26 protein-coding genes are annotated in these 24,533 nt (G+C 28.1%); 22 read left to right on the top strand and 4 right to left on the bottom strand.

What is annotated here, in order from left to right:
• From nrfA to sigZ, 14 genes are all read left to right on the top strand, one after another.
• Positions 1–1,491: an ammonia-forming cytochrome c nitrite reductase gene (gene nrfA, locus ACKU3H_RS00200; RefSeq protein ID WP_320034966.1), complete on the top strand. Its 1,491-nt coding sequence runs from the start codon at positions 1–3 to the stop codon at positions 1,489–1,491.
• Positions 1,492–1,620: 129 nt separating this feature from the next.
• Positions 1,621–4,761 carry a cytochrome c biogenesis protein CcsA gene (gene ccsA / locus ACKU3H_RS00195; RefSeq protein ID WP_320034965.1) on the top strand — a complete coding sequence of 1,047 codons (3,141 nt, stop codon included), beginning with the start codon at positions 1,621–1,623 and terminating at the stop codon, positions 4,759–4,761.
• A 73-nt stretch (positions 4,762–4,834) separates the two neighbouring features.
• Complete coding sequence (locus ACKU3H_RS00190; RefSeq protein WP_320034964.1) at positions 4,835–6,067, top strand: SO_0444 family Cu/Zn efflux transporter; 1,233 nt, start codon at positions 4,835–4,837, stop codon at positions 6,065–6,067.
• Between the two features lie 10 nt (positions 6,068–6,077).
• Positions 6,078–6,434, top strand: a complete 357-nt coding sequence (locus tag ACKU3H_RS00185; protein WP_320034963.1) for a metalloregulator ArsR/SmtB family transcription factor — start codon at positions 6,078–6,080, stop codon at positions 6,432–6,434.
• Between the two features lie 104 nt (positions 6,435–6,538).
• Positions 6,539–7,261, top strand: coding sequence for a DUF4198 domain-containing protein (locus ACKU3H_RS00180; RefSeq protein WP_320034962.1), 723 nt, complete (start codon positions 6,539–6,541; stop codon positions 7,259–7,261).
• A 3-nt stretch (positions 7,262–7,264) separates the two neighbouring features.
• Positions 7,265–7,867 (top strand): cobalt transporter CbiM, encoded by a 603-nt coding sequence (cbiM, locus tag ACKU3H_RS00175; RefSeq protein ID WP_320034961.1) that lies wholly within the window; start codon positions 7,265–7,267, stop codon positions 7,865–7,867.
• A complete protein-coding gene (locus ACKU3H_RS00170) occupies positions 7,864–8,262 on the top strand; it encodes a hypothetical protein (protein WP_320034960.1) in 399 nt (132 codons plus the stop codon). Before cbiM ends, ACKU3H_RS00170 begins: the two co-directional genes overlap by 4 nt.
• Positions 8,259–8,906, top strand: a complete 648-nt coding sequence (locus ACKU3H_RS00165; protein WP_320034959.1) for an energy-coupling factor transporter transmembrane component T — start codon at positions 8,259–8,261, stop codon at positions 8,904–8,906. The genes ACKU3H_RS00170 and ACKU3H_RS00165 overlap by 4 nt, the downstream gene beginning before the upstream one ends.
• A complete protein-coding gene (locus tag ACKU3H_RS00160; protein WP_320034958.1) occupies positions 8,903–9,556 on the top strand; it encodes an ABC transporter ATP-binding protein in 654 nt (217 codons plus the stop codon). The genes ACKU3H_RS00165 and ACKU3H_RS00160 overlap by 4 nt, the downstream gene beginning before the upstream one ends.
• Positions 9,557–9,619: 63 nt before the next feature.
• Positions 9,620–10,258 (top strand): LysE family translocator, encoded by a 639-nt coding sequence (locus ACKU3H_RS00155; protein ID WP_320034957.1) that lies wholly within the window; start codon positions 9,620–9,622, stop codon positions 10,256–10,258.
• Between the two features lie 9 nt (positions 10,259–10,267).
• Complete coding sequence (locus tag ACKU3H_RS00150; RefSeq protein ID WP_320034956.1) at positions 10,268–10,963, top strand: aspartate/glutamate racemase family protein; 696 nt, start codon at positions 10,268–10,270, stop codon at positions 10,961–10,963.
• Positions 10,960–11,469, top strand: a complete 510-nt coding sequence (locus ACKU3H_RS00145) for a GDSL-type esterase/lipase family protein (protein WP_320034955.1) — start codon at positions 10,960–10,962, stop codon at positions 11,467–11,469. Before ACKU3H_RS00150 ends, ACKU3H_RS00145 begins: the two co-directional genes overlap by 4 nt.
• Positions 11,470–11,534: 65 nt before the next feature.
• On the top strand, positions 11,535–12,137 hold the full coding sequence (locus ACKU3H_RS00140; protein WP_320034954.1) for a LysE family translocator: 603 nt from the start codon (positions 11,535–11,537) through the stop codon (positions 12,135–12,137).
• A 10-nt stretch (positions 12,138–12,147) separates the two neighbouring features.
• Positions 12,148–12,720 carry an RNA polymerase sigma factor SigZ gene (gene sigZ, locus ACKU3H_RS00135; RefSeq protein WP_320034953.1) on the top strand — a complete coding sequence of 191 codons (573 nt, stop codon included), beginning with the start codon at positions 12,148–12,150 and terminating at the stop codon, positions 12,718–12,720.
• On the opposite strand, the gene ACKU3H_RS00130 is transcribed toward sigZ, so the two are convergent.
• The 3 genes from ACKU3H_RS00130 to ACKU3H_RS00120 all read right to left on the bottom strand — a co-directional run bounded on the left by ACKU3H_RS00130 (position 12,707) and on the right by ACKU3H_RS00120 (position 15,695).
• Entirely contained in the window at positions 12,707–13,705 is a 999-nt protein-coding gene (locus tag ACKU3H_RS00130; RefSeq protein ID WP_320034952.1) for an endonuclease/exonuclease/phosphatase family protein, read from the bottom strand. The genes sigZ and ACKU3H_RS00130 overlap by 14 nt on opposite strands.
• Positions 13,705–14,850: an MFS transporter gene (locus ACKU3H_RS00125; RefSeq protein WP_320034951.1), complete on the bottom strand. Its 1,146-nt coding sequence runs from the start codon at positions 14,848–14,850 to the stop codon at positions 13,705–13,707. Before ACKU3H_RS00125 ends, ACKU3H_RS00130 begins: the two co-directional genes overlap by 1 nt.
• Positions 14,851–14,942: 92 nt before the next feature.
• A complete protein-coding gene (locus ACKU3H_RS00120) occupies positions 14,943–15,695 on the bottom strand; it encodes an alpha/beta hydrolase (RefSeq protein ID WP_320034950.1) in 753 nt (250 codons plus the stop codon).
• 165 nt (positions 15,696–15,860) lie between these two features.
• Here ACKU3H_RS00120 and ACKU3H_RS00115 point away from each other — a divergent pair, with 165 nt between their 5' ends.
• The 6 genes from ACKU3H_RS00115 to ACKU3H_RS00090 all read left to right on the top strand — a co-directional run bounded on the left by ACKU3H_RS00115 (position 15,861) and on the right by ACKU3H_RS00090 (position 22,996).
• Positions 15,861–18,614, top strand: coding sequence for a transporter substrate-binding domain-containing protein (locus ACKU3H_RS00115; RefSeq protein ID WP_320034949.1), 2,754 nt, complete (start codon positions 15,861–15,863; stop codon positions 18,612–18,614).
• A 103-nt stretch (positions 18,615–18,717) separates the two neighbouring features.
• Positions 18,718–20,841: a methyl-accepting chemotaxis protein gene (locus ACKU3H_RS00110; protein ID WP_320034948.1), complete on the top strand. Its 2,124-nt coding sequence runs from the start codon at positions 18,718–18,720 to the stop codon at positions 20,839–20,841.
• A gap of 120 nt (positions 20,842–20,961) precedes the next feature.
• On the top strand, positions 20,962–21,447 hold the full coding sequence (locus ACKU3H_RS00105) for a hypothetical protein (RefSeq protein WP_320034947.1): 486 nt from the start codon (positions 20,962–20,964) through the stop codon (positions 21,445–21,447).
• Positions 21,440–21,628: a YwbE family protein gene (locus ACKU3H_RS00100; RefSeq protein ID WP_320034946.1), complete on the top strand. Its 189-nt coding sequence runs from the start codon at positions 21,440–21,442 to the stop codon at positions 21,626–21,628. The genes ACKU3H_RS00105 and ACKU3H_RS00100 overlap by 8 nt, the downstream gene beginning before the upstream one ends.
• Complete coding sequence (locus tag ACKU3H_RS00095) at positions 21,625–22,071, top strand: YaiI/YqxD family protein (protein ID WP_320034945.1); 447 nt, start codon at positions 21,625–21,627, stop codon at positions 22,069–22,071. Before ACKU3H_RS00100 ends, ACKU3H_RS00095 begins: the two co-directional genes overlap by 4 nt.
• A 109-nt stretch (positions 22,072–22,180) precedes the next feature.
• Positions 22,181–22,996: a DUF234 domain-containing protein gene (locus tag ACKU3H_RS00090; RefSeq protein ID WP_320034944.1), complete on the top strand. Its 816-nt coding sequence runs from the start codon at positions 22,181–22,183 to the stop codon at positions 22,994–22,996.
• On the opposite strand, the gene ACKU3H_RS00085 is transcribed toward ACKU3H_RS00090, so the two are convergent.
• Positions 22,973–23,257, bottom strand: a complete 285-nt coding sequence (locus ACKU3H_RS00085) for a DUF1294 domain-containing protein (protein ID WP_320034943.1) — start codon at positions 23,255–23,257, stop codon at positions 22,973–22,975. The two genes, ACKU3H_RS00090 and ACKU3H_RS00085, sit on opposite strands and share 24 nt — an antisense overlap.
• A 407-nt stretch (positions 23,258–23,664) precedes the next feature.
• Here ACKU3H_RS00085 and rpsL point away from each other — a divergent pair, with 407 nt between their 5' ends.
• Both rpsL and rpsG read left to right on the top strand, forming a co-directional pair.
• Positions 23,665–24,039: a 30S ribosomal protein S12 gene (rpsL, locus tag ACKU3H_RS00080; RefSeq protein WP_138153294.1), complete on the top strand. Its 375-nt coding sequence runs from the start codon at positions 23,665–23,667 to the stop codon at positions 24,037–24,039.
• 16 nt (positions 24,040–24,055) lie between these two features.
• The gene (gene rpsG / locus ACKU3H_RS00075; protein ID WP_320034942.1) at positions 24,056–24,523 is read left to right on the top strand and encodes a 30S ribosomal protein S7; all 468 of its coding nucleotides are present in this window, start codon (positions 24,056–24,058) and stop codon (positions 24,521–24,523) included.
• Positions 24,524–24,533: the final 10 nt, after the last annotated feature.

Genomic DNA, 24,533 nt, shown 5'->3' with positions numbered 1-24,533 from the left:
ATGAAAAAGTTTAAAGTCTTACTTGTAGCTTCATTAGTAGCAATTGGCTGTTTAAGTGCATTAGTTGCATCTATTAATGAGAAAAAAGAGGAACAAAAAATTATAAATTCTGTTCCAAAAATTGACAAATGGGAAACAAAAAACGAAGAGTTTAAAAAGTTTTATCCAAGAGAATATGATTCTTGGAAACAAACTAAACAAAGTGATAAAATCGAGGATATGTTAGAAAAATATCCTGAATTAGTTGTATTATGGGCAGGATATGGTTTTGCAAAAGACTATAACGCTCCAAGAGGTCACTTCTATGCTATTGAAGATAATAGAAATACTCTTAGAACAGGTGCACCAGTAGATGGTAAAACTGGACCAATGCCAACAGCATGTTGGACATGTAAATCACCTGATGTTCCTAGAATTATGAATGAGCAAGGTGACTTAGAGTACTTTACTGGTAAATGGGCAAAATATGGTTCAGATATTATTAATCCAATTGGTTGTGTAGATTGTCATAATCCTGAAACTATGGAGCTTCAAGTAAATAGAAAGTATTTAGATACTGCTTTACAATCAAATGGTGAAACTTCGTTAGCTGATGCAACTCACCAAGAGATGAGAACAATGGTTTGTGCACAATGTCACGTTGAATATTATTTCAAAAAAACTGATACTCCTGATGGTAAAAAAGCGGCTGTTGTTACTTTACCTTGGTCTGAAGGTACATCAGTTGATGATATGGAAAGATATTATGATAATATGGATTTCAAAGATTGGACACACAAAATCTCTAAAACTCCAATGTTAAAAGCTCAACACCCAGGTTATGAGATGTGGAAAACAGGTGCACACGGTAAAAACAATGTTTCTTGTGCAGATTGTCACATGCCTTATAAAAGAGAAGGTGGAGTTAAATATACAGATCATAAAATTGGTAATCCATTGGAAAATATGGAAAATACTTGTATGACTTGTCACAGAGTTTCTGAAGACTCATTACTTAAAACAATTAATGAGAAAAAACAAAGAAAAGATGAGTTACACAAAAAAGCTATGAAACAATTAGCTGCTGCACACTTAGAAGCTGGAAAAGCTTGGGAAGTTGGAGCAAGTGAAGCAGAAATGGCACCTGTATTAAAAGATATCAGACATGCACAATGGAGATGGGATTATGCAGTTGCATCACACCCAGCATTCTTCCATGCACCTGAAGAGACTTTAAGAGTTTTAGCAACAGCAATTGAAAAAGCTGGAAATGCTAGAATTAAATTAGCTAAAATCTTAGCTAAACATGGAGCTGCTGATTATAAAGCACCTGAAGCTACTTCTAAAGAGAAAGCTCAAGAGATTATTGGTTTACCATTTGAAAAACTTGTAGATGATAAGAAAAAATTCAAAAGTGGACTTTTAATTGAATGGAAAAAAGAGGCTGAGAAAAAAGGTATCTATAACCCTAAATCAACAGAGGGTATAGAAGATAAAACTTCTTATAACTAAGACTTTAAATTACAAATTTAAGAGAAGAGGTTAATCCTCTTTTCTTTTATGATTAATAAATAACACCTAGTCACATATCTCTCCTATTAATTTAGGTGTTATTTATTAATTGTATAATCTAGGTTTAATATGAAAAAATTACTAAAAAATATTCTATCAATTGAAACTGCAACAGTTTTAATGCTTCTTTTCGCTTTTTCATGTGCTGTGGCTACATTTATAGAAAATGATTATGGTACATTGGCTGTAAGGTCTTTTGTATATAATAAAACTTGGTTTGAACTTATTATGCTTATTCTTGTAATCTCTTCATTAGCTAATATTATTTGGTTTAAAATGTATAAAATCAAAAAGTTTTTTATCTTTTTTATCCATATATCATTTGCATTTATCTTAGTTGGAGCTGCTCTTACTAGATATTTAGGTTATGAAGGTTTGATGACTATTCCTGAATTTACTATACAAAATAAAATGCTTTCAAATGATGAATATATTCAAGCTGTTTTATTAAATAAAGATGGAAAAGAGATACTTAAAAAAGATACAAAAGTATTAATGACAGAACTTTCTCAAACAGATTTTGATTTAGATATTAACTCAAATATAAATTTAAAATTTCAAAATTTTGTTCCAAATGCAGCAGAGAAAATTGTAACAGTAAAAGATGGAAAACCTATGGTAAATCTTATTATTACTGATTTAACAGGAGCAAGAAGTATAGATTTACAAAATACAAAAATATACTCAGATAAATATACTACTTTTTCTTTAAATAAAAAGATTGAAGATAACTCTAAACCTAAAGTTTTATTTGAAACAAAAGATAATCAAGTTTATATTAAATCAAATGTATCAATCACATACAACTTTATGGATGGAGTAGGGCAAGGTACTATAAAAGCAAATGAAGTTTTACCTTTAAGAGATGATGTTATTTATATAGTAGCACAAACGAGATTTGCAACGCCAGATTTTGCAGCATCAGGGAAAGTTCAAGTTGTAAGTATGGATAAAAATCTTGTTCAAAAAGATAAAAGACTAAATGCCGTGATTACTAAACTAACTTACAAAGGAAAAGAGAGTGAGATCTCTCTTTTTGGAAAAGGTGGTTCAAATCAAGGTTATGAAAAAACAATTAAGCTAGATGATAAAACACTAAAACTATCTTGGGGTGCAAAGATTATTGAGTTGCCATTTTCTTTATATTTAAATGATTTTAATCTAGAAAGATATCCTGGTTCTAAATCCCCTTCAAGTTATTCTAGTTTAGTAAAAGTATATGATACAAAAGATGATATAACTTTTGAGCAATTAATATCTATGAACAATACTCTAAACTATAAAGGGTATAAATTTTTTCAAAGTTCATACACTATGAATGAAACTGCAACAATACTTTCTGTAAATAAAGACCCAGGAGTAATACCAACATATATTGGTTACTTTTTATTATTTACAGGGCTTATTTTTAGTCTTTTTATGAAAAATGGTAGATTTAGAAAACTGGCAAATACAAAATATGAATTAAAAAATATTGCAAGTGCTTTTCTTATCTGTTTTGTATTTCTATTTACAAGTGATTTAAAAGCAGAAACAAACTCAAATATTGATATGAAACTTATCACAAATATAGATTTAGACCATGCAAACAAATTAGGGGCAGTATTAGTTCAAGATTATCAAGGAAGAATCAAACCTATTAATTCTTTAGCTATTGAGATTATGAATAAAGTGATGAGAAAAGAGAGTTTATATGGATTAAATGCAAATCAACTATTTATTAGTATGCTTATAAATCCAAGAGCCTGGCAAAAAGTTCCAATTATTAGTGTAAAAAATGATAAATTGAAAAATGTTTTAAATATAAATAGTGATTCAAAATACTTTAAATTTGATGATATATATGGTAATTTAGGGAAATATAAATTAGAAGATGATTTAGAAATAATAAATAAAAAGAAACCCTCACAAAGAACAACTTACGATAAGGATGTTATAAAAGTAGATGAAAGATTAAATATTATCTATAATCTGTTTTCAGGAGCTTTTCTAAAACTATTTCCAAAAATTGATGATAACAACAACAAATGGCTAGACCCAACTTTAGCAATATCAGTTATAAATGATGGAGTTGGTGCTTTAAATAAAACAGAGGCAAAAGATATAGCAAATCTTATGGATAGTTATTTTATTGCATTAAAAGAAGCAAATGAAGGTAAAGCCTCTTGGGATAAAGCAAATATCGCCCTTGATAATATTATAAACTATCAAACAAAATATGCAGCTAATATTATCCCTAATGAATGGAAAATAAAAGCAGAATTACTTTTTAACAAATATAATATTTTTAAAAGACTAACTCCTGTATATCTAATCTTAGGAGTTGTTTTATTGGCTTTTGTATTTGTAAAAATATTTAAACCAATGATATCTTTAAATAAAATATCAAAATTTTTTCTTGTGATATTTATACTAAGTTTTATAGTTCATACTTCAGGACTTGCATTAAGATGGTATGTTTCAGGTCATGCCCCTTGGTCAAATGGATATGAATCTATGATTTATATAGCATGGGCTATTGTTTTAGCAGGAATCATCTTTTCAAAACAATCAATATTAGCACTAGCTACCACATCATTGTTATCAGGGATTACCCTTTTTGTAGCACATTTATCATGGTTAGAACCTCAGATTACTACTTTAACTCCTGTTTTAAAATCTTATTGGTTAACAATTCATGTAAGTGTAATTACAGCTAGTTATGCTTTTTTAGCACTTAGTGCAATTTTAGGATTTTTAACACTAGTCTTTTTTATATTTATTAATAAAAATAAAAATGATTTAAAACAAGAATCTTTGAAAATCTCTATAAAAGAAGCAAGAAGAATAAATGAAATGTCTATGATAATAGGTTTAGTTTTACTTGTAATAGGTAACTTCTTAGGTGGAATCTGGGCAAATGAATCTTGGGGTAGATATTGGGGATGGGATCCAAAAGAGACTTGGACTTTAGTATCTATTTTAATTTATGCAGTAATATTACACCTACACTACATAAAAGGCTTAGCTTCTAATTTTATTTTTTCTAGTTTATCTTTAGTAGCTTATTCTTCTATTGTGATGACTTATTTTGGAGTTAACTATTATTTAGCTGGATTACACTCTTATGCAGCAGGTGACCCAATCCCAATACCACCTTTTGTACCGATTACACTTTTAGTGGTTTTTATAACTATTGTATTGGCTTTTAGAAATAGAAAAATTGTATAACTAGCAAAAATTAAAGTTTAATATAAGTTCTTTTTAGTATATTAGTATATTCTAATATACTATAGGAATCATAATGGAAATATTACAAAATTTTTTTGCAAACTTTTTAGATTTATTAAATGCAATGTCAATATATATAATCATTGGTTTATTTTTTGCAGGTATTTTAAAACAACTAATACCAGATACTTTTGTCTCTTCACATCTTGGAAAAGATTCAACAAGCTCAGTTATAAAAGCAACACTTTTTGGAATACCTTTACCTGTTTGTTCTTGCTCTGTAATCCCTTTGGCACAAGGACTAAAAAAAGAGGGTGCTAGTAAGGGTGCAGTTCAAAGTTTCTTAATCTCAACTCCTATTACGGGAGTAGATTCTATTTTAGCAACATACTCATTATTTGGATTTGTATTCACTTTATATAGAGTTGTTTCTTCTGTAATTATAGCTATTACAGTTGGATTAGTTCAAAATCTGTTTGAAAAAAAAGATACAAAAGATACTAATGAAAATATGGAAGAGCCTCAAAGCTGTTGTAGTAGTTCAAACTCTAGTTCTACATCTAGCTGTTGCAGTTCTAATTCCACTACAACATCGAGTTGTTGCAGTAGTTCAAGTAGTAAAAAAGGCTTTTCGTTTATAGCTGTACTAAAATATGGATATGGAACTCTTTTTAATGATATGGCAAAAGCCTTGATTATAGGTCTTATACTTGGTGCTTTATTTGTGACTTTTACACCAAAAGAGTATACACAAATGCTTTTTGAAAATCAGTTTTTGACATATATTGTAGTTATGCTTTTTGCTATGCCTTTATATACTTGTGCAACAGCATCTTTACCAATAGCAGCTGCTTTTATGATTCAAGGAATGTCACCTGGAGCTGTTTTTATATTTTTAACAGCAGGACCTGCAACTAGTGCTGTTACTATGAGTGTAGTTTATAAAATGCTTGGAAAAACAGCACTTATAGTTTATCTTGTAGTTATTGCTATTATGGCTTTATTATTTGGATATTTATATGATACATTTTTTAAAGAATTAAGCTTATTAACAATCTCAATAGACAATGAAGAGGTATCTATATTTAATATAATAGCTTCTATAGCTATGATAGCTTTAATTGTCTATCATATATTTAAAGATAAGTTTAATAAAAAAGAGACTTCATGTTGTGATACAAATGAGACGTGTTCATCTTCAAAGCCAACACCAAATAAACTTCAAGCAAACAAACCACAAAATAGTTTTGTATCAAAGGGTGGCTTCAGTCCAAATCAAAATACAAGTTTTAAAACAAAGCTTTAAAAGGAATCAAATGAAAGTAGATACAACTTGTCTTAGAATTGAAGTAAATGAAAATCTAATTAATCATGAAAGAGATGAGGTAAAAAGATTAGACAAAGTGTTTTCAAAAGAGGCCAAACTTTACTCTTTATTAGGAAGTGAAGTAAGACTTAAAATAGTTTATTTACTTTTAAAATATGAAAAAATGTGTGTATGTGATATAAGTGATATTTTATCTATGAAGCAATCTCCTGTATCCCAACATCTTAGAAAATTAAAAGATGCAAATATTTTAATATCAAAAAGAGAAGGACTTATGATAAACTATTATATTTCTAAAGAATATAAAAAGGAATTACAAAATATAGGAAAGGTTTTTGAAATTTAAATTATTTTTATTAATTAGTTCTAAAAATACATAAGAAAAAATTTAATTTATTTCCTTTGAATTTAAAATATTTATAATCTTTTCATAAATTCAAGGAGCAAATAATGAAAAAACTGATTTTAGCTGGAGTATTTGCAGTGTTTGCAAATGCTCACTTTCTTACTTTTATCCCATCTACTGATAATGTTACTTCAAAAGAGGAATCTAAAATAACTTTAGATGCTATGTTTATTCATCCTTTTGAGCAAACTGGTATGACAATGGTTAAACCAAAGGGTATTTTTTATGAAAAAAATAAACAATCTTTACCTTTAAGTGAAACAAAAGTGTTTGACCATAAAGCTTGGAAAAGTAGTTATGAGATAAAAAAACCTGGTGTTTACAAGTTTTATACAATCCCTGAGCCATATTTTGAGCCTGCTGAGGGAAAATATATCTCTCATGTACCTAAAGTTATTGTATCTTCATATGGATTAGAAGATGGTTGGGATGAACCAATTGGTTTAACTTATGAAATTATCCCTTTAACAAAGCCTTTTGGACTATATGCAGGGAATATTTTTCAAGGAAAAGTTGTATATAATGGTGAAGCTGTTTCAAATGTAGAGGTTGAAGTTGAATTATATAATGAATTTAATTTAAAAGCACCAACTGATGCCCACATTACACAAGTTGTAAAAACAGACGACAATGGAGTATTTTCTTTTGTTATGAACCACAAAGGGTGGTGGGGATTTGCTGCACTTATAGAAGAGGGTGAGAAGGAATACAAAGGGAAAAAATATCCTATTGAAAATGGTGCTTTAATTTGGGTAAAGGCTTATTAGAATATGCATATATCAGATGGTATTTTATCTAGTGAGGTTGCTATTACTACAGCAGTAATAGGAGCAGGGCTAGTAATCTATTCACTTAAAAATTTAAAAAATAAAAATATTGCACTTGTAGCTGCTATGAGTGCAATATTTTTTATCGCTTCATTTATACATATCCCTTTAGGTCCTGTACAAATACATTTGGTACTAATAGGAATAATTGGTATATTGATTGGTCCATGTGTTTTTTTAAGTGTTTTAATAGCACTTTTATTTCAAGCTACGCTTTTAGGTTATGGTGGGATAACTTCCCTTGGGGCAAATCTTATTATCATGTCCTTGCCTGCTTTTATAACATATCTATTTGTAAAAAAAGGATTTTTTAATCTTTTAGAAGAAAAAATAAAATATTTTGTAATTGGATTTTTCCCTGTACTATTAGCTACATTTTTACTTGCACTTATATTAGCTTTATCTAAAGAGGAGTATTTTTATGCTTCTTTAACAATATTTTTAGCAAATGTTCCAGCAATGGTAATAGAAGGATTGATTACAATTTTCTTGATTAATTATCTAAAAAAATCAACTCCTCAACTTTTAGAAGAGGTGAATTTATGAAAATAGTATCTTTATTGTTTTTATTAACAATTTGTGCTTTTGCACATAAGTTAAATCTTTTTATTTATGAAGAGAATTCAAAGGTTATAGCTTCTACATATTTTGCTTCAGGAACACATTGTAATGAGTGTAAAATTGAAGTATATGACCAAGATGGAAATTTACTTGAAAAGGGACTTACAAATAAAGCTGGTGAATATATAGTAAAACAGTTAAAACCAAAGCTTGTGATAAAAGCAGAAGCTATGGGTGGACATGGTGCACAAAGTGAGTTTGAAGTAAAAAACTTAAAAGAGGAAAAACCTGAAGTAAAAGATTATAATCTTATTGAAGCTATTATTGCAATAGCTTTATTGGTTTTAATATTTATAGGATTAAAGAGAATTAAAAAATGAGTAAATTTAACTCTTCAATTATATTAATATGTGCTTTTTTATACTCAATACTTATAAGTTTTAATAAAATTGAAATTCTATTTTTACTTCCAATTATATTTGCAATGATTTGTGAGTATAAAGATATATTTAAAATACTTAAGAAACTACTGTTTTTAAACCTTTTTATTGCAATGATATTTATAATTTTGATACTTCAAGATGATATTCAAAATGCTATAAATATATATATTAGAACCAATATGATTATCTTTTTTAATCTACTTTTATTTTCAAAATCTAGTGGTTATGATATTGTAAGGGCTTTAAATGAACTAAGATTTCCAAAAAAGTTTGTAAGTTCAGTTTATTTCTCTTTGAAGATGATACAAGTTTTAACTGATGAATTTAAAAAAATAAAACTAACACTAAGAGCTAGGGGATTTAGAGCAAATTCTTCACTTTTTGCTTATGAAACTTATGGTAATCTGTTTGGTCATATTTTTGTGAAATCAATAAGAAAAGCAAACGCTTTACAAGACTCTTTTGAGTTAAGGGGATTTCATGGAAAAATCTATCTAATAAACAATTCAAAGCTATCACTTTATGATGTAGCTTTAATATTTTTTGTTTGTATGTTATATGTAAAAGAGGTAATGGTTTGAGTTGTTCAATAAATTTAAAAGAGTTAGCTTATAAAAACACTAGTAAAGAAGTATTTAACAATGTTACACTAAATGTTTCCCATGAAGAAAAAGTGGCAATTATTGGTGCAAATGGGAGTGGAAAAAGCTCTTTGCTTAAAATTATTGTAGGTCTTATAAAACCAAGTGCTGGTTCAGTTTTTTTATTTCATGATGAGATGAAAAATCTAAAAGATTTTAGAAAATATAGAAGTGATATTGGATATCTTCCCCAAGATGTAAGTGATCATTTCCTTTGCCCAACTGTTATAGAAGATGTTATGTTTGCATTAAGAGCTCAGGGTGAAAAAAAAGATGATGCTTATACTAAATCTTGTCAAATCCTTGAAGACTTAGGAATTTCCCATTTAGAAAATAGAAATATTTATGATTTAAGTGGAGGTGAGCAAAAGATTGTAGCTTTAGCTGGAATACTAATTACAAAACCAAAAATTTTACTTCTAGATGAACCTACAAATGCCCTCGATGAAGATGCAGAAGAGAAGATAATAAAAATTTTAAATTCTATAAAAAAATCTATGATAATAGTTTCACACCATAAAACATTTATTGAAAAACTTGCTCCTAGTGTGTATAAACTAAATAAAGATGGCTTACAAAAGTTAAATTGATACCTGTATAATTTTATTTTTTAATTATATTTGATTATAATCTTCTTTTATAAAGGACAATAAATGATTGAAGATTTAAACTTTTGGTTTCTTTTTTTATCTGCGGCAGTATTAATAAGTATTTCCCCTGGACCAGATTTGATTTATATATTAACTAGAACTGTTAATAATGGTAAAAAAGTTGGCTTAATCTCTTCTTTGGGAGTTTGTACTGGGGCTTTAGTTCATGTAGTTGCAGCAGCAGTTGGTATTTCTGCTATTTTAGTTACTTCGGCGTATGCTTTTACAATAGTTAAAATAGTTGGAGCTTTTTATTTATTTTTTCTTGCATATCAGGCTTTTAAGCAAAAAAATAGAAATCTAAATGTTACAAAAAAATCTTTTACAAATATTTCTATGTTTAAAGCTTTTAAAGAAGGTGTTTTAATAGATATATTAAATCCTAAAGTTGCAATATTTTTTATGGCTTTTCTCCCTCAATTTGTAAGAGAAGGACATGGTTCTATACCAATACAACTTTTATATTTAGGTTTTCTAGTTATCTTAGTAGGAATGGTTGTAGAGTTTAGTATAGTTATACTAACTTCAAAGGTTTCAAAAAGAATACAAGTAAATAAATCTGTAAGTGCTTGGTTAAATAAAATTGTTGGGACAATATTTTTAGCATTAGGGTTAAAATTGATATTTAGTACAAATAAATAAAGGGATTAAATGAAAAAAATAGGAATGCTTGGTGGAATGAGTTGGGAGAGTACTTCTACTTATTATAAATTAATAAATGAAGAGATAAAAAATAGACTAGGTGGTCTTCATAGTGCAAAAATAATCCTATCTAGTGTCGATTTTGAAGAGATAGAAAAGTTTCAGCACAGTGCACTTTGGGATGAAACAGCTGTAATATTATCTGAAGAAGCAAAAGCAATAGAATCTGCAAAAGCAGATTTTTTAATAATCTGTACAAATACAATGCATAAAGTTGTACCTCAAATAGAAAAAAATATCTCTATACCTATTTTACATATTGCAGATGCTACAGGTAAAGCTTTACTTAAAAGCAATATAAAAAAAGTAGCCCTTTTAGGTACAAAGTTTACCATGACTGAAGAGTTTTATAAAAATAGAATAGAAGAGAATTTTGGTATTGAAGTTATAACTCCAAATGAAAAAGAGCAAGATATTATCCATGATGTGATTTATAAAGAGTTATGTTTAGGAATATGTAATAAAAAATCAAGAGATGAATATATAAAAATAATAAAAAGATTAGAAAAAGAGCAAGAGTGTGAAGGGGTAATCTTAGGTTGTACTGAGATATCTATGATTATTAAACAAGGTTATGTAGATATTCCTATTTTTGATACTACTGTTATTCATGTGTTAGAAGCAGTAGAGGAAGCTTTAAAATGAAAAAAAATATAGAAGTTGTACTTTTAGGTGATTCTATAATAGCAAGAGGTGATTGGAATAAACTTTTAGAAAAAGAGCATCTTTTAAACTTAGGTATTGATGGGGACACTACAAAAGGTGTTTTAGAAAGAATAGACTTAATAAAAAACATAGAGCCTAAAACAATTGTTTTGATGATTGGTGTAAATGATTTATGTTTATCAATCCCTTTAGATGAAGTATTTGAAAACTATAAAAAAATATTAAAAATTTTACAAGAAAGCAATGCCAATATTCTTGTAAATGGTATTTTTATAACCCAAATGCCAGCAGTCAATAAAAAAGTTTTAAAATTAAACTCTATGATAGAAGAGTATTGCAAGAAAAACAGTTTGAAATTTCTTGATTTAAATGAATCTTTTGAAAATGAAAAAAAACTTTTAAAAGAAAATCTAACTACAGATGGCCTTCATCTAGGACAAGCTGCATATAAAGCTTGGGCTTACAAATTAAATAGTTTAATTTAAGATCAAATTTTGCATCTTTTTTAAACTCTTTTCGTCTACATATATAAATACTTAAAAGGATTTATATGAGTGTAATTTTTGCGATGAGTTATTTCTCTTTTGTTATGTCAATTTCACCAGGTCCTGTAAATATGATAATCATATCTTCAGGGATTAGTAATGGGTTTAAGAAAACCTTTCTATTTATAAGTGGAGCTACTATTGGTTTTACTGTATTGTTGGCATTTATAAGTTTTGGGTTTTCAAAAATTATTGAGTCTTTTCCTAACTTTTTAATATATTTGTCTTTTTTGGGTTCTAGTTTTATTATATATATGGGATATAAAATTATTAACTCAGCAGAAAAAATAGAATTGGAAAAAAACAAAAGTTTTGTACCAAAATTTTATGAAGGTTTTTTATTGCAATGGTTAAATCCAAAGGCATGGATAGCTTGTGTAGCTGGGGTTTCTTTGTTTTCTACTTCCACAAATGATTTAATACTGTTTATAATAATATATTTCTTAGTATGTTATTTGTGCTTAAGTTTTTGGGCAATAGTAGGACAAAGGGTGATGTTTTTATTTCAAACACAAAGAAGAGTTAAAATTTTAAATATTATAATGGGTAGTTTATTAATTTTAGTAGCATTATATCTTTTTTATATGCAATTGATAAAAGTAATTTAAAAGGGTAAAAATGGATAAAAGTACAGAAGATGTTTGGAGGGAATACCATAAACAACTTTTAGGATTTATAAGTAGTAAAGTATCAAATACCCAAACTGCAAAAGATATTTTGCATGAGGTTTTTATAAAAATACATACAAAAATGGATACTTTAGATGATATTACAAAACTAAAAAGTTGGGTATACCAAATAACAAGAAATACAATTATCGACTTTTATAGAACAAACAAAAATATTAAAGAGGTTCCCTCTTGGGTGAATGACCCTTTTGAGGTAGATTCTGAAGAGATTATTAAAGATGAGTTATCATTATGTTTAGGTTTTTTAATAAGTAGATTGCCCGATAAGTATAAAAAAGCAATTGAGCTTTCAGAGATAGAAAACAATACCCAACAAGAGTTGGCAACAAAAGAGAATATTTCTTTGCCTGCTGCTAAATCAAGAGTTCAGAGGGGAAGAAAAATATTAAAAGAGATGTTGCTTGAGTGTTGCCAATTAGAGATAAACAAGCATAATAGAATTGTAGAGGTAAAGATAAAAGATGAAAAAAACTGTTCTTTAGTAAACTCTAAAGATTATTAAAAGTGATTTCACAAACCACAGGGGCATGGTCACTTTGTATTAAAGAGCCATTTTTATTGTCTTTTAAATGCTTATCAAGAACTTCATAAGATGAGATTTTACCAATAGAGGCTTTTGATCTTTTATTAAACTCTTTTGATACAAAAATATAATCTATTACATTTCCAATAGATTGAAAATAGCTTGTAGGAGTTCTTTCTATCTTTTTTTCAGGATGGGGATTATATGGTTTTTTATCACATAAATAATATGCATCAAATAGAAGATTGTAATCTTTATCTAAATCTTGATGATAAGCAGTATTTGTTAGAACATCTATTGATAAAGAGTATTCTTTATCATTTAAATCGCACATACAAATAATAGGTGTTTTTGTTCTTCTAAAATCATAATATAAAGATGAGGTTTCACACAATCTTTGTTTTAAAGCAGGGGAATATTTATTTTCTAAAGCTTCTAATACTTTTTGTTTTTTCTCTTTTAAAGTTGTGTTTTTATTAAAAATATATTCAAATTCATTTAATCTATTTGATTTAAAATGGTTTACATAAACTGTAATATCTTTTTTGTTTGGCAATTCAATTAAGGCTTTTATTGGAAATCTTGAAAAACGAAAGTGTCCCTCAAACTTATATTTTAAAATACTTTGTCCATGGGGTTTTACTTTTTGTATCTCTTTAATTGGGTATTTTGAAGCCAAGGCTAGAGTTGTAGAGGTAAATACTTTTTTGTTGTTTTGGATTTTTGGTTTATCAACTGTAATAAAATGATTAAAACCTAGTTCTTTAACTAGGTTTTCAAGCTCCTCTTGTGAGAAAACCTCTTGAAAACCTACAATATCACAATCCATCTCAAGTAAAGTGTTTTTTATCCACTCTTTTTTCTTTTGCCATTCATTTTCATTAAATTTATCTTTTTTTATATACCAAGCAAAAGGTGGTGCACAAAATTGAAAAAGATTAAATGTTCCTACTCTTAAATTCATTAAAGTTTATATTTCCTAAAAAACAAGATACAAAGTACTACACCAAATGTTGCCATACCAGCTCCGACTAGCGCTGGAGAGCTATAACTAAATCCTAAAACTAAAGGTATCCCTCCAAAGAAAGCACCTAAAGTATTTGAGACATTAAAAGCAGCTTGTAAAAAAGCAGCTCCAAGCATTTCAGAGTGTTTTGCACTTTTTAACATAATCATATTAATTGGAGAACTAATAGACATAGCTAAAGCTCCACAGATAAATGTTAAGATTATTGATATTATTTTACTATCTGAAAGCAAAAATACCAATATCAAAGATGTCACCATCATAGAAAGTAGCAAAATACAAGCAAGAATTGGGTTTTTTTTATCGGCTAAGTATCCTCCAAAAATATTTCCTACAACCATTCCAGCTCCAGCAATAATCATAAGATAAGAAACACTTCCCTCATTAAAATCTGATACATGGATTAATAGTGGTGCAATATAACTAAACCAAGCAAATAAACCACCAAAACCAATAGAAACAATAGTTAAAATATGCCAAGCTTTTATTGTTTTAAAAAACTCTAATTCCTCTTTAAAAGTTACTGTTCTTAGAGGTTTTTGTTTTGGAAGCCATTTATATAAAAAGAATATGGTAATAATACCTATGAGGGAAACAATACCAAAAGCATATCTCCAATGAAGATGATGCCCTATAAAAGTAACAAGTGGAACCATGGCTAAGTTTGCTAAGGTTAGTCCTGTAAACATGGAAGCAATAGCTTGGGCAGACTTACCCTCTTTGGCAAGTTTTGAGGCAACTACTGTTCCAACACCAAAAAATGCCCCATGTGGAAGCCCACTTAAAAATCTAGATAACATCAAAGTATAGTAATCAGGTGCAATTGTAGATAAAAAATTAAATATTGTAAAAAGTACCATTAAAGCAATTAAAATATTTTTTGGTGGAAATTTTGCACTAAGTGCAACAAGAATTGGAGCTCCAATAACTACTCCAAAAGCGTATGAAGATATAAGGTGTCCTGCTGTAGGAATAGTTACATCTATATTATTTGCTATATCTGGTAATAATCCCATAATTACAAATTCTGTTGTTCCGATACCCAAACCACCAAGTGCTAAGGGGAAAAGTTGTTTAGTCATTAAGTCTCTTTAGTTTTTATTGATAGTATATACAACTATTTGGGAATTTTAGTAAAAAAAGTTTACCTTTTACTTAAAAAAATGATTAATATCTATTTACAAGAGTTTTCTATTTGTGTAGCAAAAAATACTGGACATTCTATCATAGGATAATGTCCTGCTTCTTGGCATTCGATGATATTTATATTTTTATATTTTGAAAAATTTTTTTCTGTTTCTTTTTTTGAAAAAACTGCAGAATCATTTTTCCCAATAATTATAGTAACTTCAATATTTTCATTTATCTCATTTTCTATCTCAGTAGTATTTAGATACATATTCATATACGAAGCTCTAGCTTCACTTAAAGAGGAATTGTATCCCATATCTATTCTATAGTCTCTCCAAGTTTGATTATATCTTCTACTTGAACTTATAACTATTTGTTCTACTGCTCTTTTGTTTTCACTCATTTTTCTAATTAAACTTTTCTTTTGTATTTCAGGAACCTTTATCCCTGAAGCAGATATTGGAGTAGTTAAAATTAGCTTTTTTACTTTTGGTTCAATAAGTGCTACTCTTTGAGCAATCATAGTTGACATTGAGTGTGCAGCAAGAATAACTTCATCAAAATTTAATTTTGATATTAAGTTTATTACATCTGTTGAAGCCTCTTCTAAATTATATTCGCCTTCTATATTTTTTGATAAACCATAACCTCTTAAATCTATGAAAATATATGTAAAGTTTTCTTTATCCAAAAAAGGAAACATTGGTTCATAATTTCTACAATCTCCCATTAATTCATGTAAAAATAAAACTTTTTTTTCACCTTTACCTATTACTTTATAATTTAGATTTATCATGTTTAGCCTTTGTTTGGGAATTTTATATTAAAACTACTTCTATTTTTATAAGAGAGATTATATCAATTAGTTTTTTTGCTTAATTGTATGATAAGTATTGTATTGTAAAATTATAATCAAAGCCATTATAAAAATTATTTTTATAATAGCATGCGAGGATATGACATGAATAAGATTATATTGATTTTATCATTTTTCATAACATCTCTCTTCTCAAATGATATATATAAAATAGATTCTAATGTCAAAAAATTCTTAACTACTAGTGAAATAAACTATATAAAAAACAAAAAAACAATTATTGCTTCAAGTGAATTTGATTATGAGCCGATGGATTTTACACTTGCAGGGGTTCCTACTGGATATTCTATAGATTTATTAAATATTTTAACAAAAAGTTTAGGTTTAAAAGTTGAATATAAAACTATGCCTTGGACAAAACTTTTAGAAAGTTTACATAATGGGGAAATTGATTTAATGCATACCCTTTATAAAAATAAAAACAGAGAAAAATTTTTTGATTTTTCTTATGCTTATTTAGTAGGAGAAAATGTTTATATTGTTAGAAAAGAGAGTGAACACATAAATAAAGTTGAAGATTTATTTGGGAAAAAAGTTGCTGTTACCAAGGGGTGGTTAGAGGAGTTGTTTTTAAATAAATATCCGCAAATAGAAAAAGTATATTTTAAAGATTTAAAACAAAAGTTAAATGCTCTTTCTATAGGTGAGGTTGATGCTGTTTTAAATGATAAAAATATTGCAAACTATTATATGAAGAAATATGGTTATTCGAATCTCAAAATTTCTAATCAAGTAATACAAAATGATGATAAAGAGTTAGATAAATACTATTTTGCAGCATTAAAAGAGGAATCAATATTAATTTCCATATTAAATAAAGCATATATCAATTTAGATATAAAAACTTTAGAAAAAATTCAAGAAAAGTGGTTTGGTTCAAAAAAAGAATCTCAACTTATCTTTACAATCAATGAACAAAACTATTTAGATACAAAAGAAAAAATTAAAATGTGTATTCTTCCTGGCTTAACAACTTTTAGTGATATTAAAAATAACAAAGCAACGGGGATAGTTTCTGATATTTTAAAAGAGATAGAAAACAATACAAATTTGAGTTTTGATATTGTTGAAAGCAAAAATTTCAATGAAACTTTTAATAATTTAGAAGATAAAAAATGTGATGTTTTACCTACTGTTGAGTATTCTGAAAAAAACAATGAAAACTTTTTGTTAACTCAACCTTTTCTTGAGATACCCTACGTTGCAATAGGAAAGTCTAATAAAGATTTTTTTTCTGATTTATCTGAGTTAGAAGGTAAAAAAATCTCAGTTATAGCATATACATCATTGATCAAAGAGTTAAAACAGAACCATCCCTCTATAGAAATAGTTGGAGTAAATAGCATAGAAGAGGGGTTAAATTTAGTAAAAACTGGTGAGGTTTATATCCATCTTACTTTATATCCTATCGCAAAATTTCAAATTGCAAAACAATCTTATGATGATTTAAAAATAATTGGAAGATTACTTAAGCCTTTGCAAATTAGCATGGCCTCACAAAAAGATGATACAGTTTTAGCTTCAATTTTACAAAAGACTATAAAAACGCTTTCTCCAACAAAATTAAACTCAATAGTTAATAACTGGACAGCAGTAAAAGTTGAAAAAGTATTTGATTATAATTTTATATTTCAAATTTTAGCTGGAATGTCATTGTTGATTGCTTTGGGATTCTGGAGGTTTTTAGTTTTAAAAAGGACAAATAAAGAGATAAAAAGAATAAATTTTTTATTATCAAAATCTAAAAAACAATTAAAAAAACAAAAAGATGAATTTGAGGCGATATTTAGATATAGCAAAGATGGTATAGGGATTTTGGATTTAGATTTAAATATATTGGATTTAAATTTGGCGTATTTAAATATTTTATCTTATCCCAAAGAGGAGTTGTTAGGTAGGAACTTTTTAGATTTTATTATTGATAAGCAAAAAGAGAATATGAGAAGAATATTTAAAAAGGTTATGCAAAAAGGTCATTTTAATAATTTTGAAAAATCATTTATAGGTAAAGACAATAAGATAATAACAATCAATCTTTCAATTACTTTATTATCAGATAGAAATAGAATACTAATTACAGCAAAAGATGTGACTTCAGTTAAACTGTTAGAATCCCAATCAAAATTAGCATCTATTGGTGAAATGATAGGAAATATTGCCCATCAATGGCGACAACCTTTAAGTATTATTACTACAAGTGCAAGTGGTATGGCGTTGAAAGTTGATTTAAAACAAGAGATAAAAGATGAAGAGATTCAAGATTTTTCTGAACAAATTATAAAACAAGCAGATTATTTGTCTAAAACAATTGATGATTTTAGAAATTTTATAAAAGTGGATGTCCACAAGCAAGCTGTTAGTGTAAAAGATGCATTAGGTAGTGCTTTAGGTCTAACTATAGCTTCCATAAAAGGAAACTATATTGAAGTTGTAAAACAATATGAAAGTGATTTAACAATAAAAGGAAATAAAAATGAATTGAGTCAAGCTTTTATTAATATCATTAATAATGCAAAAGATAAATTAAAAGAATTAAATCAAAATGATTCAAAAAGATATCTTTTTATATCCACAAAAAAAATAGAAGAGAATGCTATAGAAATCAAAATTTTAGATAATGGTGGTGGTATAGATGAAAATATAATCAAAAGGGTATTTGAACCATATTTTACTACAAAAGACCAATCTGTTGGTACAGGGCTTGGATTATCTATGAGTGATAAAATCATTAGAGAAAGACATCAGGGAATAATTGAAGCTAAAAATGAAGAGTTCACTTATATGGGAGAAAAATATTTTGGAGCTGCGTTTGTAATTGTATTATACAAAAGAAAGTAAGATTTAATTAAGTTTCATTTAAAATGTTACTATTGTTACTTTTGTCATCTTTATGACACATATAAAATATAAAATGAAAAAAAGTAAATACAAAGGGGAAATTATGAAACTGTCTAGCATAAAATCAAAGCTTCTCGTACTACTACTTATTAGTATCTCATGTTCATTCCTTATCTTAGGATTTTACAATACTTCTAATAAGTTTGAATCAGAGTACAATTTAGTTCAACATGATCAACTTACAATAGCAAAAGAGACTTCTAAGTTTATTAATGATTATTTAGAGTCAAAAATGCAGGTAGTTTCATCTGTTGTAGAGATGATAAAAAATGAAAACTTGACTATAGAAAATCAAGTTTTGATAGACCAATTAATGCTTGGAAAAAAATCGGGGGATTTTGCAAGTATGTATTTAGGTTTAGAGGATAGTGGCGACTTAATCAAGTTTGATGGTAGTTTAAAAAGTATTGCTACTATGAATTATGATGCAAGACTTAGACCTTGGTATAAAAAATCAAAAAAAATACAAGGTAAAGGTGTAACAGAACCTTTTGTTGATAATACAACCAAAAAACTAGTTATTACAGTTTTTGCTCCATACACTGTAGATGGGAAACTTGTAGGGGTTGTTGGTGCAAATATCTTTTTAGATACAGTTGTAAATGAGATATTAAATCTTGATTTAGGTGAGACTGGATTGGCTTACCTTTTATCAAGTGATGGTACAACTTTAATCCATAAAAATAAAGAACTGTTAAAAAAACCAAGTAAACTCTTTGAACAAATAAGAACAGAAGAAAATGATAAGTTTACGGACACAAAAGACAATGGTATATCAAAGCTTGTTTCTTATAGTAAAGTTCCTTTTTCATCTTGGTATTTAGTTGTAGAGATAGAAAAAGATGTAATCTTTAAAGAGATAAAAAAAGGCATCTATACAGAAATAGTTCTTTATGTAGTACTTTTGATTATCATTTTATTGATGATATATTTTCTATTAAGAAAACTTCTTAACCCTCTTAAAACTCTAGAAGAGGGACTTAACGGTTTCTTTACATATTTAAAAGGGGAAACAAATAGTGTTTCAATGTTGAATATAAATACAAATGATGAGTTTGGAAATATGGCAAAGAAAATTGATGCCGAGATAGAGAGTGTAAAAGTAAATATCGATAAAGATAGAGTTTTAATTGAAGATGTTAAAAGTGTAGTAAATAAAATCCAAGCAGGTAAACTTGATGTTCAAGTAGTAAAAGAATCTTCAAATAAATCTTTAAATGAATTAAAAGATATTTTAAATGAGATGATTAAAACAATCAGTAAAAATGTTAATAGTGACATAAATACTATTCTTAACTCTTTAGATGAGTACTCAAAATTTAACTTTGTGGAGAATATACCAAATGCTAATGGTAAAGTGTCTCAAGGCTTGAATGGACTATGTGATATTATCAATGAGATGTTGCAAGAAAACTATAACTTAGGTCAGGTTTTAGAAAAAAATGCAAAACAACTTTTAGAAAATGTGGATGTATTAAATAAATCGTCAAATGAAACAGCTGCATCACTTGAAGAAACATCAGCATCACTTGAAGAGATTACTTCAACTATTATTGAAACAACACAAAATATCTCTCAAATGGCACAGTATTCTAATACTTTATTGGCTTCAATTAATGATGGACAAAAACTAGCTAAAATAACAGTTGAGTCTATGAATGAGATTAATGAACAAACAACAGCAATTGCTGAATCAATCACAGTAATTGACCAAATTGCTTTCCAAACAAATATTTTGTCTCTTAATGCAGCAGTTGAAGCAGCAACAGCAGGAGAAGCTGGTAAAGGGTTCGCTGTAGTTGCTCAAGAGGTTAGAAACCTAGCTTCAAGAAGTGCAGAAGCAGCAAAAGAGATTAAAGAGCTTGTTGAGAATGCAACAATTAAAACTGATACTGGTAAGAAAAATGCTGACCAAATGATTAGTGGATATTCTGTGTTGAATGAAAATATCAATAAAACCACTGAATTAATTGCTCAAATTGAAAGTGCTTCTAAGGAACAAAAACAAGGTATTGAACAGATAAATGATGCTGTAGCAAAACTTGATTCAAGAACTCAAGAGAATGCAAATGTAGCAAATCAAACACAGCAAATCTCAAATGATACTTCAAACATCGCTCAAAATATAATCCAAAACGTAAGTACAAAACAATTTAGAAAAGAATAAGAAAAGGTATTTTTACCTTTTCTTGAAATAAAATTTTAAATATTGATACAAATACTCAGATTTTAGATAAAATGTGTTTTTAGATAATTAAATATATTTATAATAAAAGAATGGAGAATTATGGATTTTAACAAACTTGATGTATCAATAAAAGAACAACTTAGTTTAGATTTTGATAATTATAGTAAGGTTTTAGGTGGTAAAAACCCTTTTCTAAAGATGATTGAAGATATTAGAGATATTAAACCTAATCCACTATTAAATAAAACAGGTGCATTTCACACATCAAATGTAAAAGTAACACTTAGTAAGGCTATGTTCAAAGATACATTTACAGCACTTTTTGAGGCAATAAGAAGAGAAGAAAAAAATGGTGATATGCTAAATGGCACAAGTCCAAAAGAGTATAAAACTACTATGAATATGATGAGAACTTTAAAATCAGTTACTATTACATTTGAATCAAAAGAGAATGAAAATGAGAGTTTTTCTTTTCCTATTTTAGATACTAGTGAAGAGAAGAAAACAAAAGCAACTTTTGCTTTCAAAACAATATTTTTTTATAACCTAAATGAAGCAAAAAAGGCATTAAACTATAATGCATAGAAAAAGGTTTAATATAAAACAAGGTCAAAAAGTAAATATAGTTTTAAAACAAGACCAAAGAACGGGTAAATTAACTCAAGGGATAGTTAAAAATATATTAACAAATTCTCCTACACATCCTCACGGAATAAAAGTTAGACTTCAAGATGGTCAAGTTGGACGTGTTCAAGAGATTTTATGACTTTATATATAGATGGTGATGCATTTCCAAATCTTTTAAAACCTGTTGTTTTAAGAGCGATTGAAAGAGTTTCTCTTAAAACACAAGTTATCTCAAATAAAAAAATCAATATAGGAAAAAGCTCTTTTATAAACTATGAAATAGTTGAACAAGGAGCTGATGAAGCAGATAATAAAATAGTTGAACTCTTAGAAGAGGGCGATTTGGTTATAACAGCAGATATCCCTTTAGCTAACAGAGTTATTGAAAAACAAGCTCATGCAATAGACCACAGAGGTGAGTTATACACAGAAGATAATATAAAACAGTTTCTAGCAATAAGAAATTTGATGCAAGAGATAAGAGATAGTGGAGAGATAACAAAAGGACCAAAACCCTTTTCAAAAAATGATGTACAGAGTTTTGCAAATTCTTTAAATGCTTTCTTACAAAAATATCTATAGTATTTTATGTTATACTTCAAAAAAATAAAAAGGTTTTCCCATCATACAAAATGACAAAACACTAAAAGAACAGTTTCAAATATTTTGTGAAACTAATAAACCAAAAGATATGCAAACAGCTTTAAACTATTTTGCAGTATTTGGTGGTCTTGATGTAAAAATAGATACAACAAAACCCTTAAGAACATTGATAATAAGACATATTTTAGATGAATATTATGCGATTCAAGATAGTATCGCAAAACTTACAAAAAACAGTGCTCCGTATCATAAAATATTAACAGGTATAGCCTTAGGTGACAGAAGAGTAAATTCAGCTTTTAAAAGAGCAGATATAGAGTATGCAGAGGGGATTAAAAGTCTTTATGAACTAGAAGAGTTAAATATAATTCATACGGAAACTTCATTGGACTTTTTAACAAATCAATTTGAAGAGAATGAAGTAGCAGATAAACTACTTTTTACTGCTCCATTTTTAAGATTTTGGTTTGCTTTTGTTTCACCTTTATATAGAGGAATAGCTAGAGAAGAGTATGATGAGTGTTTTGAAAGATTTAATAATTATCAAAATGAGTTTATGAATTTGGTTTTTGAACAACTTTGTCATGAGTATGTAAAAACAATCTTTAGTGAAGATGAGATAGAAGATATAGGAAGATATTGGGATGAAAGTGATAATCAAATAGAGCTATTAGCACAAACTCAAAGTGGTAAAATCATAATAGGTTCATGTAGATATACAAACTCAAAGATGAAAAAAACAGAAATTACAAGATTAAAAGAGTTGTGTGAAACTTTAGATATAGTACCTGATGAGGTAATGCTATTTTCAAAAGCAGGATTTACAAATGAAGTAAAAGAGCAAAAAGGTCAAGGACTTAGACTTTTTACAGTAAAAAGTTTAAAAGGACTTTTGATAGTTTAAATTATAAAAAATAAATACTACTAACCAAAATAAAAAGATTGAAACTTGTATAAATACAAATTTTAATTTATTTATTTTGTGCCTAAACACAAGCATCCCTAAAATCCCACCAATCACTCCACCTATAAAAGAATAGTTATGTAAGTTTCTCTCAGGAATTCTTCTTTGCTGTTTGATAGCTTTGTATTTATCCATACCAAAAGATACAAATGTAATTAGATTTATTATCAGTATATAAATTAGTATATTATTAGTTGTCATAAAAGTATTCTAATTAAATAGTACTTAAAATTTTAATTGTAACCTAAGGGAAACCTAACAAAACTATAATTTCATACGCTCTAAGAAGCGTATGAGATTTTTTAATTTCTAAAACTATGTTTTGTCCTCAAATTTAGCCTTATATGATAGATAGTATTCTCTCTTACTAAATATTAATATAAGGCATATTTAAGATTAAATTAAGTATAATCCAAAACTTTTTTAGAAAACACTCAACGTTTCTCTAGAATGGTAGTATCGTTTTGATTATGACTCTTGTCATATGTCATGGCGTCATTGGGACGTAACGAGAAGCATGAGCCGCTTAAAAGCTCAAACCACGTAGTAGAGAATCTATATTGATTCATAATATATTAGACTCTCTATAAAATAAATAAAGGGAAAGAATGCCTACAATCAATCAGCTTGTAAGAAAAGAGCGAAAAAAGGTGATTAAAAAATCTAAATCACCAGCATTAGAAAAATGTCCACAAAGAAGAGGTGTATGTACAAGAGTATATACAACAACTCCTAAAAAACCTAACTCGGCTTTAAGAAAAGTTGCAAAAGTTAGATTAACTACAGGTTTTGAAGTTATTTCATATATCGGTGGTGAGGGTCATAACCTTCAAGAACACTCTATCGTATTAGTTAGAGGGGGAAGAGTTAAGGATTTACCTGGGGTTAAGTATCACATCGTTAGAGGTGCTTTAGATACAGCTGGTGTTGCAAACAGAACTGTTGCAAGATCTAAATATGGTACTAAAAGACCTAAGAAATAAGTAGAAGGATAAGAGAATGAGAAGAAGAAAAGCTCCTGTTAGAGAAGTAATGGCAGATCCTATCTACAATAGTAAAGTGATCACAAAATTTATTAATACTGTAATGCTAGATGGTAGAAAATCTGCAGCGCAAAAAATTATGTATGGTGCAATTGCAAACTTAGATGCTAGAGGTGAAGAAGCTGGTATCGATTTATTTGAAAAAGCAATTGAAAATGTTAAACCACTTTTAGAAGTTAAATCTAGAAGAGTTGGTGGTGCTACATATCAAGTTCCTGTTGAAGTTAGAGCTGTAAGAAGACAAACTTTAGCATTAAGATGGTTAGTAGATGCTGCTAGAAAAAGAAACGAAAGAACTATGGTAGAGAGATTAGCAAACGAATTATTCGAAGCTGCTAACGACAGAGGTGCTGCATTCAAGAAAAAAGAAGACATGCACAGAATGGCTGAAGCAAATAAAGCATTTGCTCACTACAGATGGTAATAGGAAACTA

Origin of the sequence: Halarcobacter sp. (genome assembly GCF_963675975.1) — a bacterium.
GTDB lineage: Bacteria > Campylobacterota > Campylobacteria > Campylobacterales > Arcobacteraceae > Halarcobacter.
Note: the sequence above shows the minus strand (reverse complement) of the source record. Positions and strands in the feature narration are given on the sequence as shown.

Excerpts from the sequence above, each read along its gene's own strand:
- ACKU3H_RS00125 (WP_320034951.1), bottom strand. The coding sequence starts at position 14,850 with ATGACTAAACAACTTTTCCCCTTAGCACTTGGTGGTTTGGGTATCGGA.
- ACKU3H_RS00165 (WP_320034959.1), top strand. The coding sequence starts at position 8,259 with ATGAGTAAATTTAACTCTTCAATTATATTAATATGTGCTTTTTTATAC.
- ACKU3H_RS00140 (WP_320034954.1), top strand. The coding sequence starts at position 11,535 with ATGAGTGTAATTTTTGCGATGAGTTATTTCTCTTTTGTTATGTCAATT.
- ACKU3H_RS00190 (WP_320034964.1), top strand. The coding sequence starts at position 4,835 with ATGGAAATATTACAAAATTTTTTTGCAAACTTTTTAGATTTATTAAAT.
- sigZ (WP_320034953.1), top strand. The coding sequence starts at position 12,148 with ATGGATAAAAGTACAGAAGATGTTTGGAGGGAATACCATAAACAACTT.
- ACKU3H_RS00105 (WP_320034947.1), top strand. The coding sequence starts at position 20,962 with ATGGATTTTAACAAACTTGATGTATCAATAAAAGAACAACTTAGTTTA.
- ACKU3H_RS00185 (WP_320034963.1), top strand. The coding sequence starts at position 6,078 with ATGAAAGTAGATACAACTTGTCTTAGAATTGAAGTAAATGAAAATCTA.
- ACKU3H_RS00180 (WP_320034962.1), top strand. The coding sequence starts at position 6,539 with ATGAAAAAACTGATTTTAGCTGGAGTATTTGCAGTGTTTGCAAATGCT.
- rpsG (WP_320034942.1), top strand. The coding sequence starts at position 24,056 with ATGAGAAGAAGAAAAGCTCCTGTTAGAGAAGTAATGGCAGATCCTATC.
- ACKU3H_RS00170 (WP_320034960.1), top strand. The coding sequence starts at position 7,864 with ATGAAAATAGTATCTTTATTGTTTTTATTAACAATTTGTGCTTTTGCA.
- ACKU3H_RS00090 (WP_320034944.1), top strand. The coding sequence starts at position 22,181 with ATGCAAACAGCTTTAAACTATTTTGCAGTATTTGGTGGTCTTGATGTA.
- nrfA (WP_320034966.1), top strand. The coding sequence starts at position 1 with ATGAAAAAGTTTAAAGTCTTACTTGTAGCTTCATTAGTAGCAATTGGC.
- ACKU3H_RS00155 (WP_320034957.1), top strand. The coding sequence starts at position 9,620 with ATGATTGAAGATTTAAACTTTTGGTTTCTTTTTTTATCTGCGGCAGTA.
- cbiM (WP_320034961.1), top strand. The coding sequence starts at position 7,265 with ATGCATATATCAGATGGTATTTTATCTAGTGAGGTTGCTATTACTACA.
- ACKU3H_RS00150 (WP_320034956.1), top strand. The coding sequence starts at position 10,268 with ATGAAAAAAATAGGAATGCTTGGTGGAATGAGTTGGGAGAGTACTTCT.
- ccsA (WP_320034965.1), top strand. The coding sequence starts at position 1,621 with ATGAAAAAATTACTAAAAAATATTCTATCAATTGAAACTGCAACAGTT.
- rpsL (WP_138153294.1), top strand. The coding sequence starts at position 23,665 with ATGCCTACAATCAATCAGCTTGTAAGAAAAGAGCGAAAAAAGGTGATT.
- ACKU3H_RS00100 (WP_320034946.1), top strand. The coding sequence starts at position 21,440 with ATGCATAGAAAAAGGTTTAATATAAAACAAGGTCAAAAAGTAAATATA.
- ACKU3H_RS00110 (WP_320034948.1), top strand. The coding sequence starts at position 18,718 with ATGAAACTGTCTAGCATAAAATCAAAGCTTCTCGTACTACTACTTATT.
- ACKU3H_RS00085 (WP_320034943.1), bottom strand. The coding sequence starts at position 23,257 with ATGACAACTAATAATATACTAATTTATATACTGATAATAAATCTAATT.
- ACKU3H_RS00130 (WP_320034952.1), bottom strand. The coding sequence starts at position 13,705 with ATGAATTTAAGAGTAGGAACATTTAATCTTTTTCAATTTTGTGCACCA.
- ACKU3H_RS00115 (WP_320034949.1), top strand. The coding sequence starts at position 15,861 with ATGAATAAGATTATATTGATTTTATCATTTTTCATAACATCTCTCTTC.
- ACKU3H_RS00145 (WP_320034955.1), top strand. The coding sequence starts at position 10,960 with ATGAAAAAAAATATAGAAGTTGTACTTTTAGGTGATTCTATAATAGCA.
- ACKU3H_RS00120 (WP_320034950.1), bottom strand. The coding sequence starts at position 15,695 with ATGATAAATCTAAATTATAAAGTAATAGGTAAAGGTGAAAAAAAAGTT.
- ACKU3H_RS00095 (WP_320034945.1), top strand. The coding sequence starts at position 21,625 with ATGACTTTATATATAGATGGTGATGCATTTCCAAATCTTTTAAAACCT.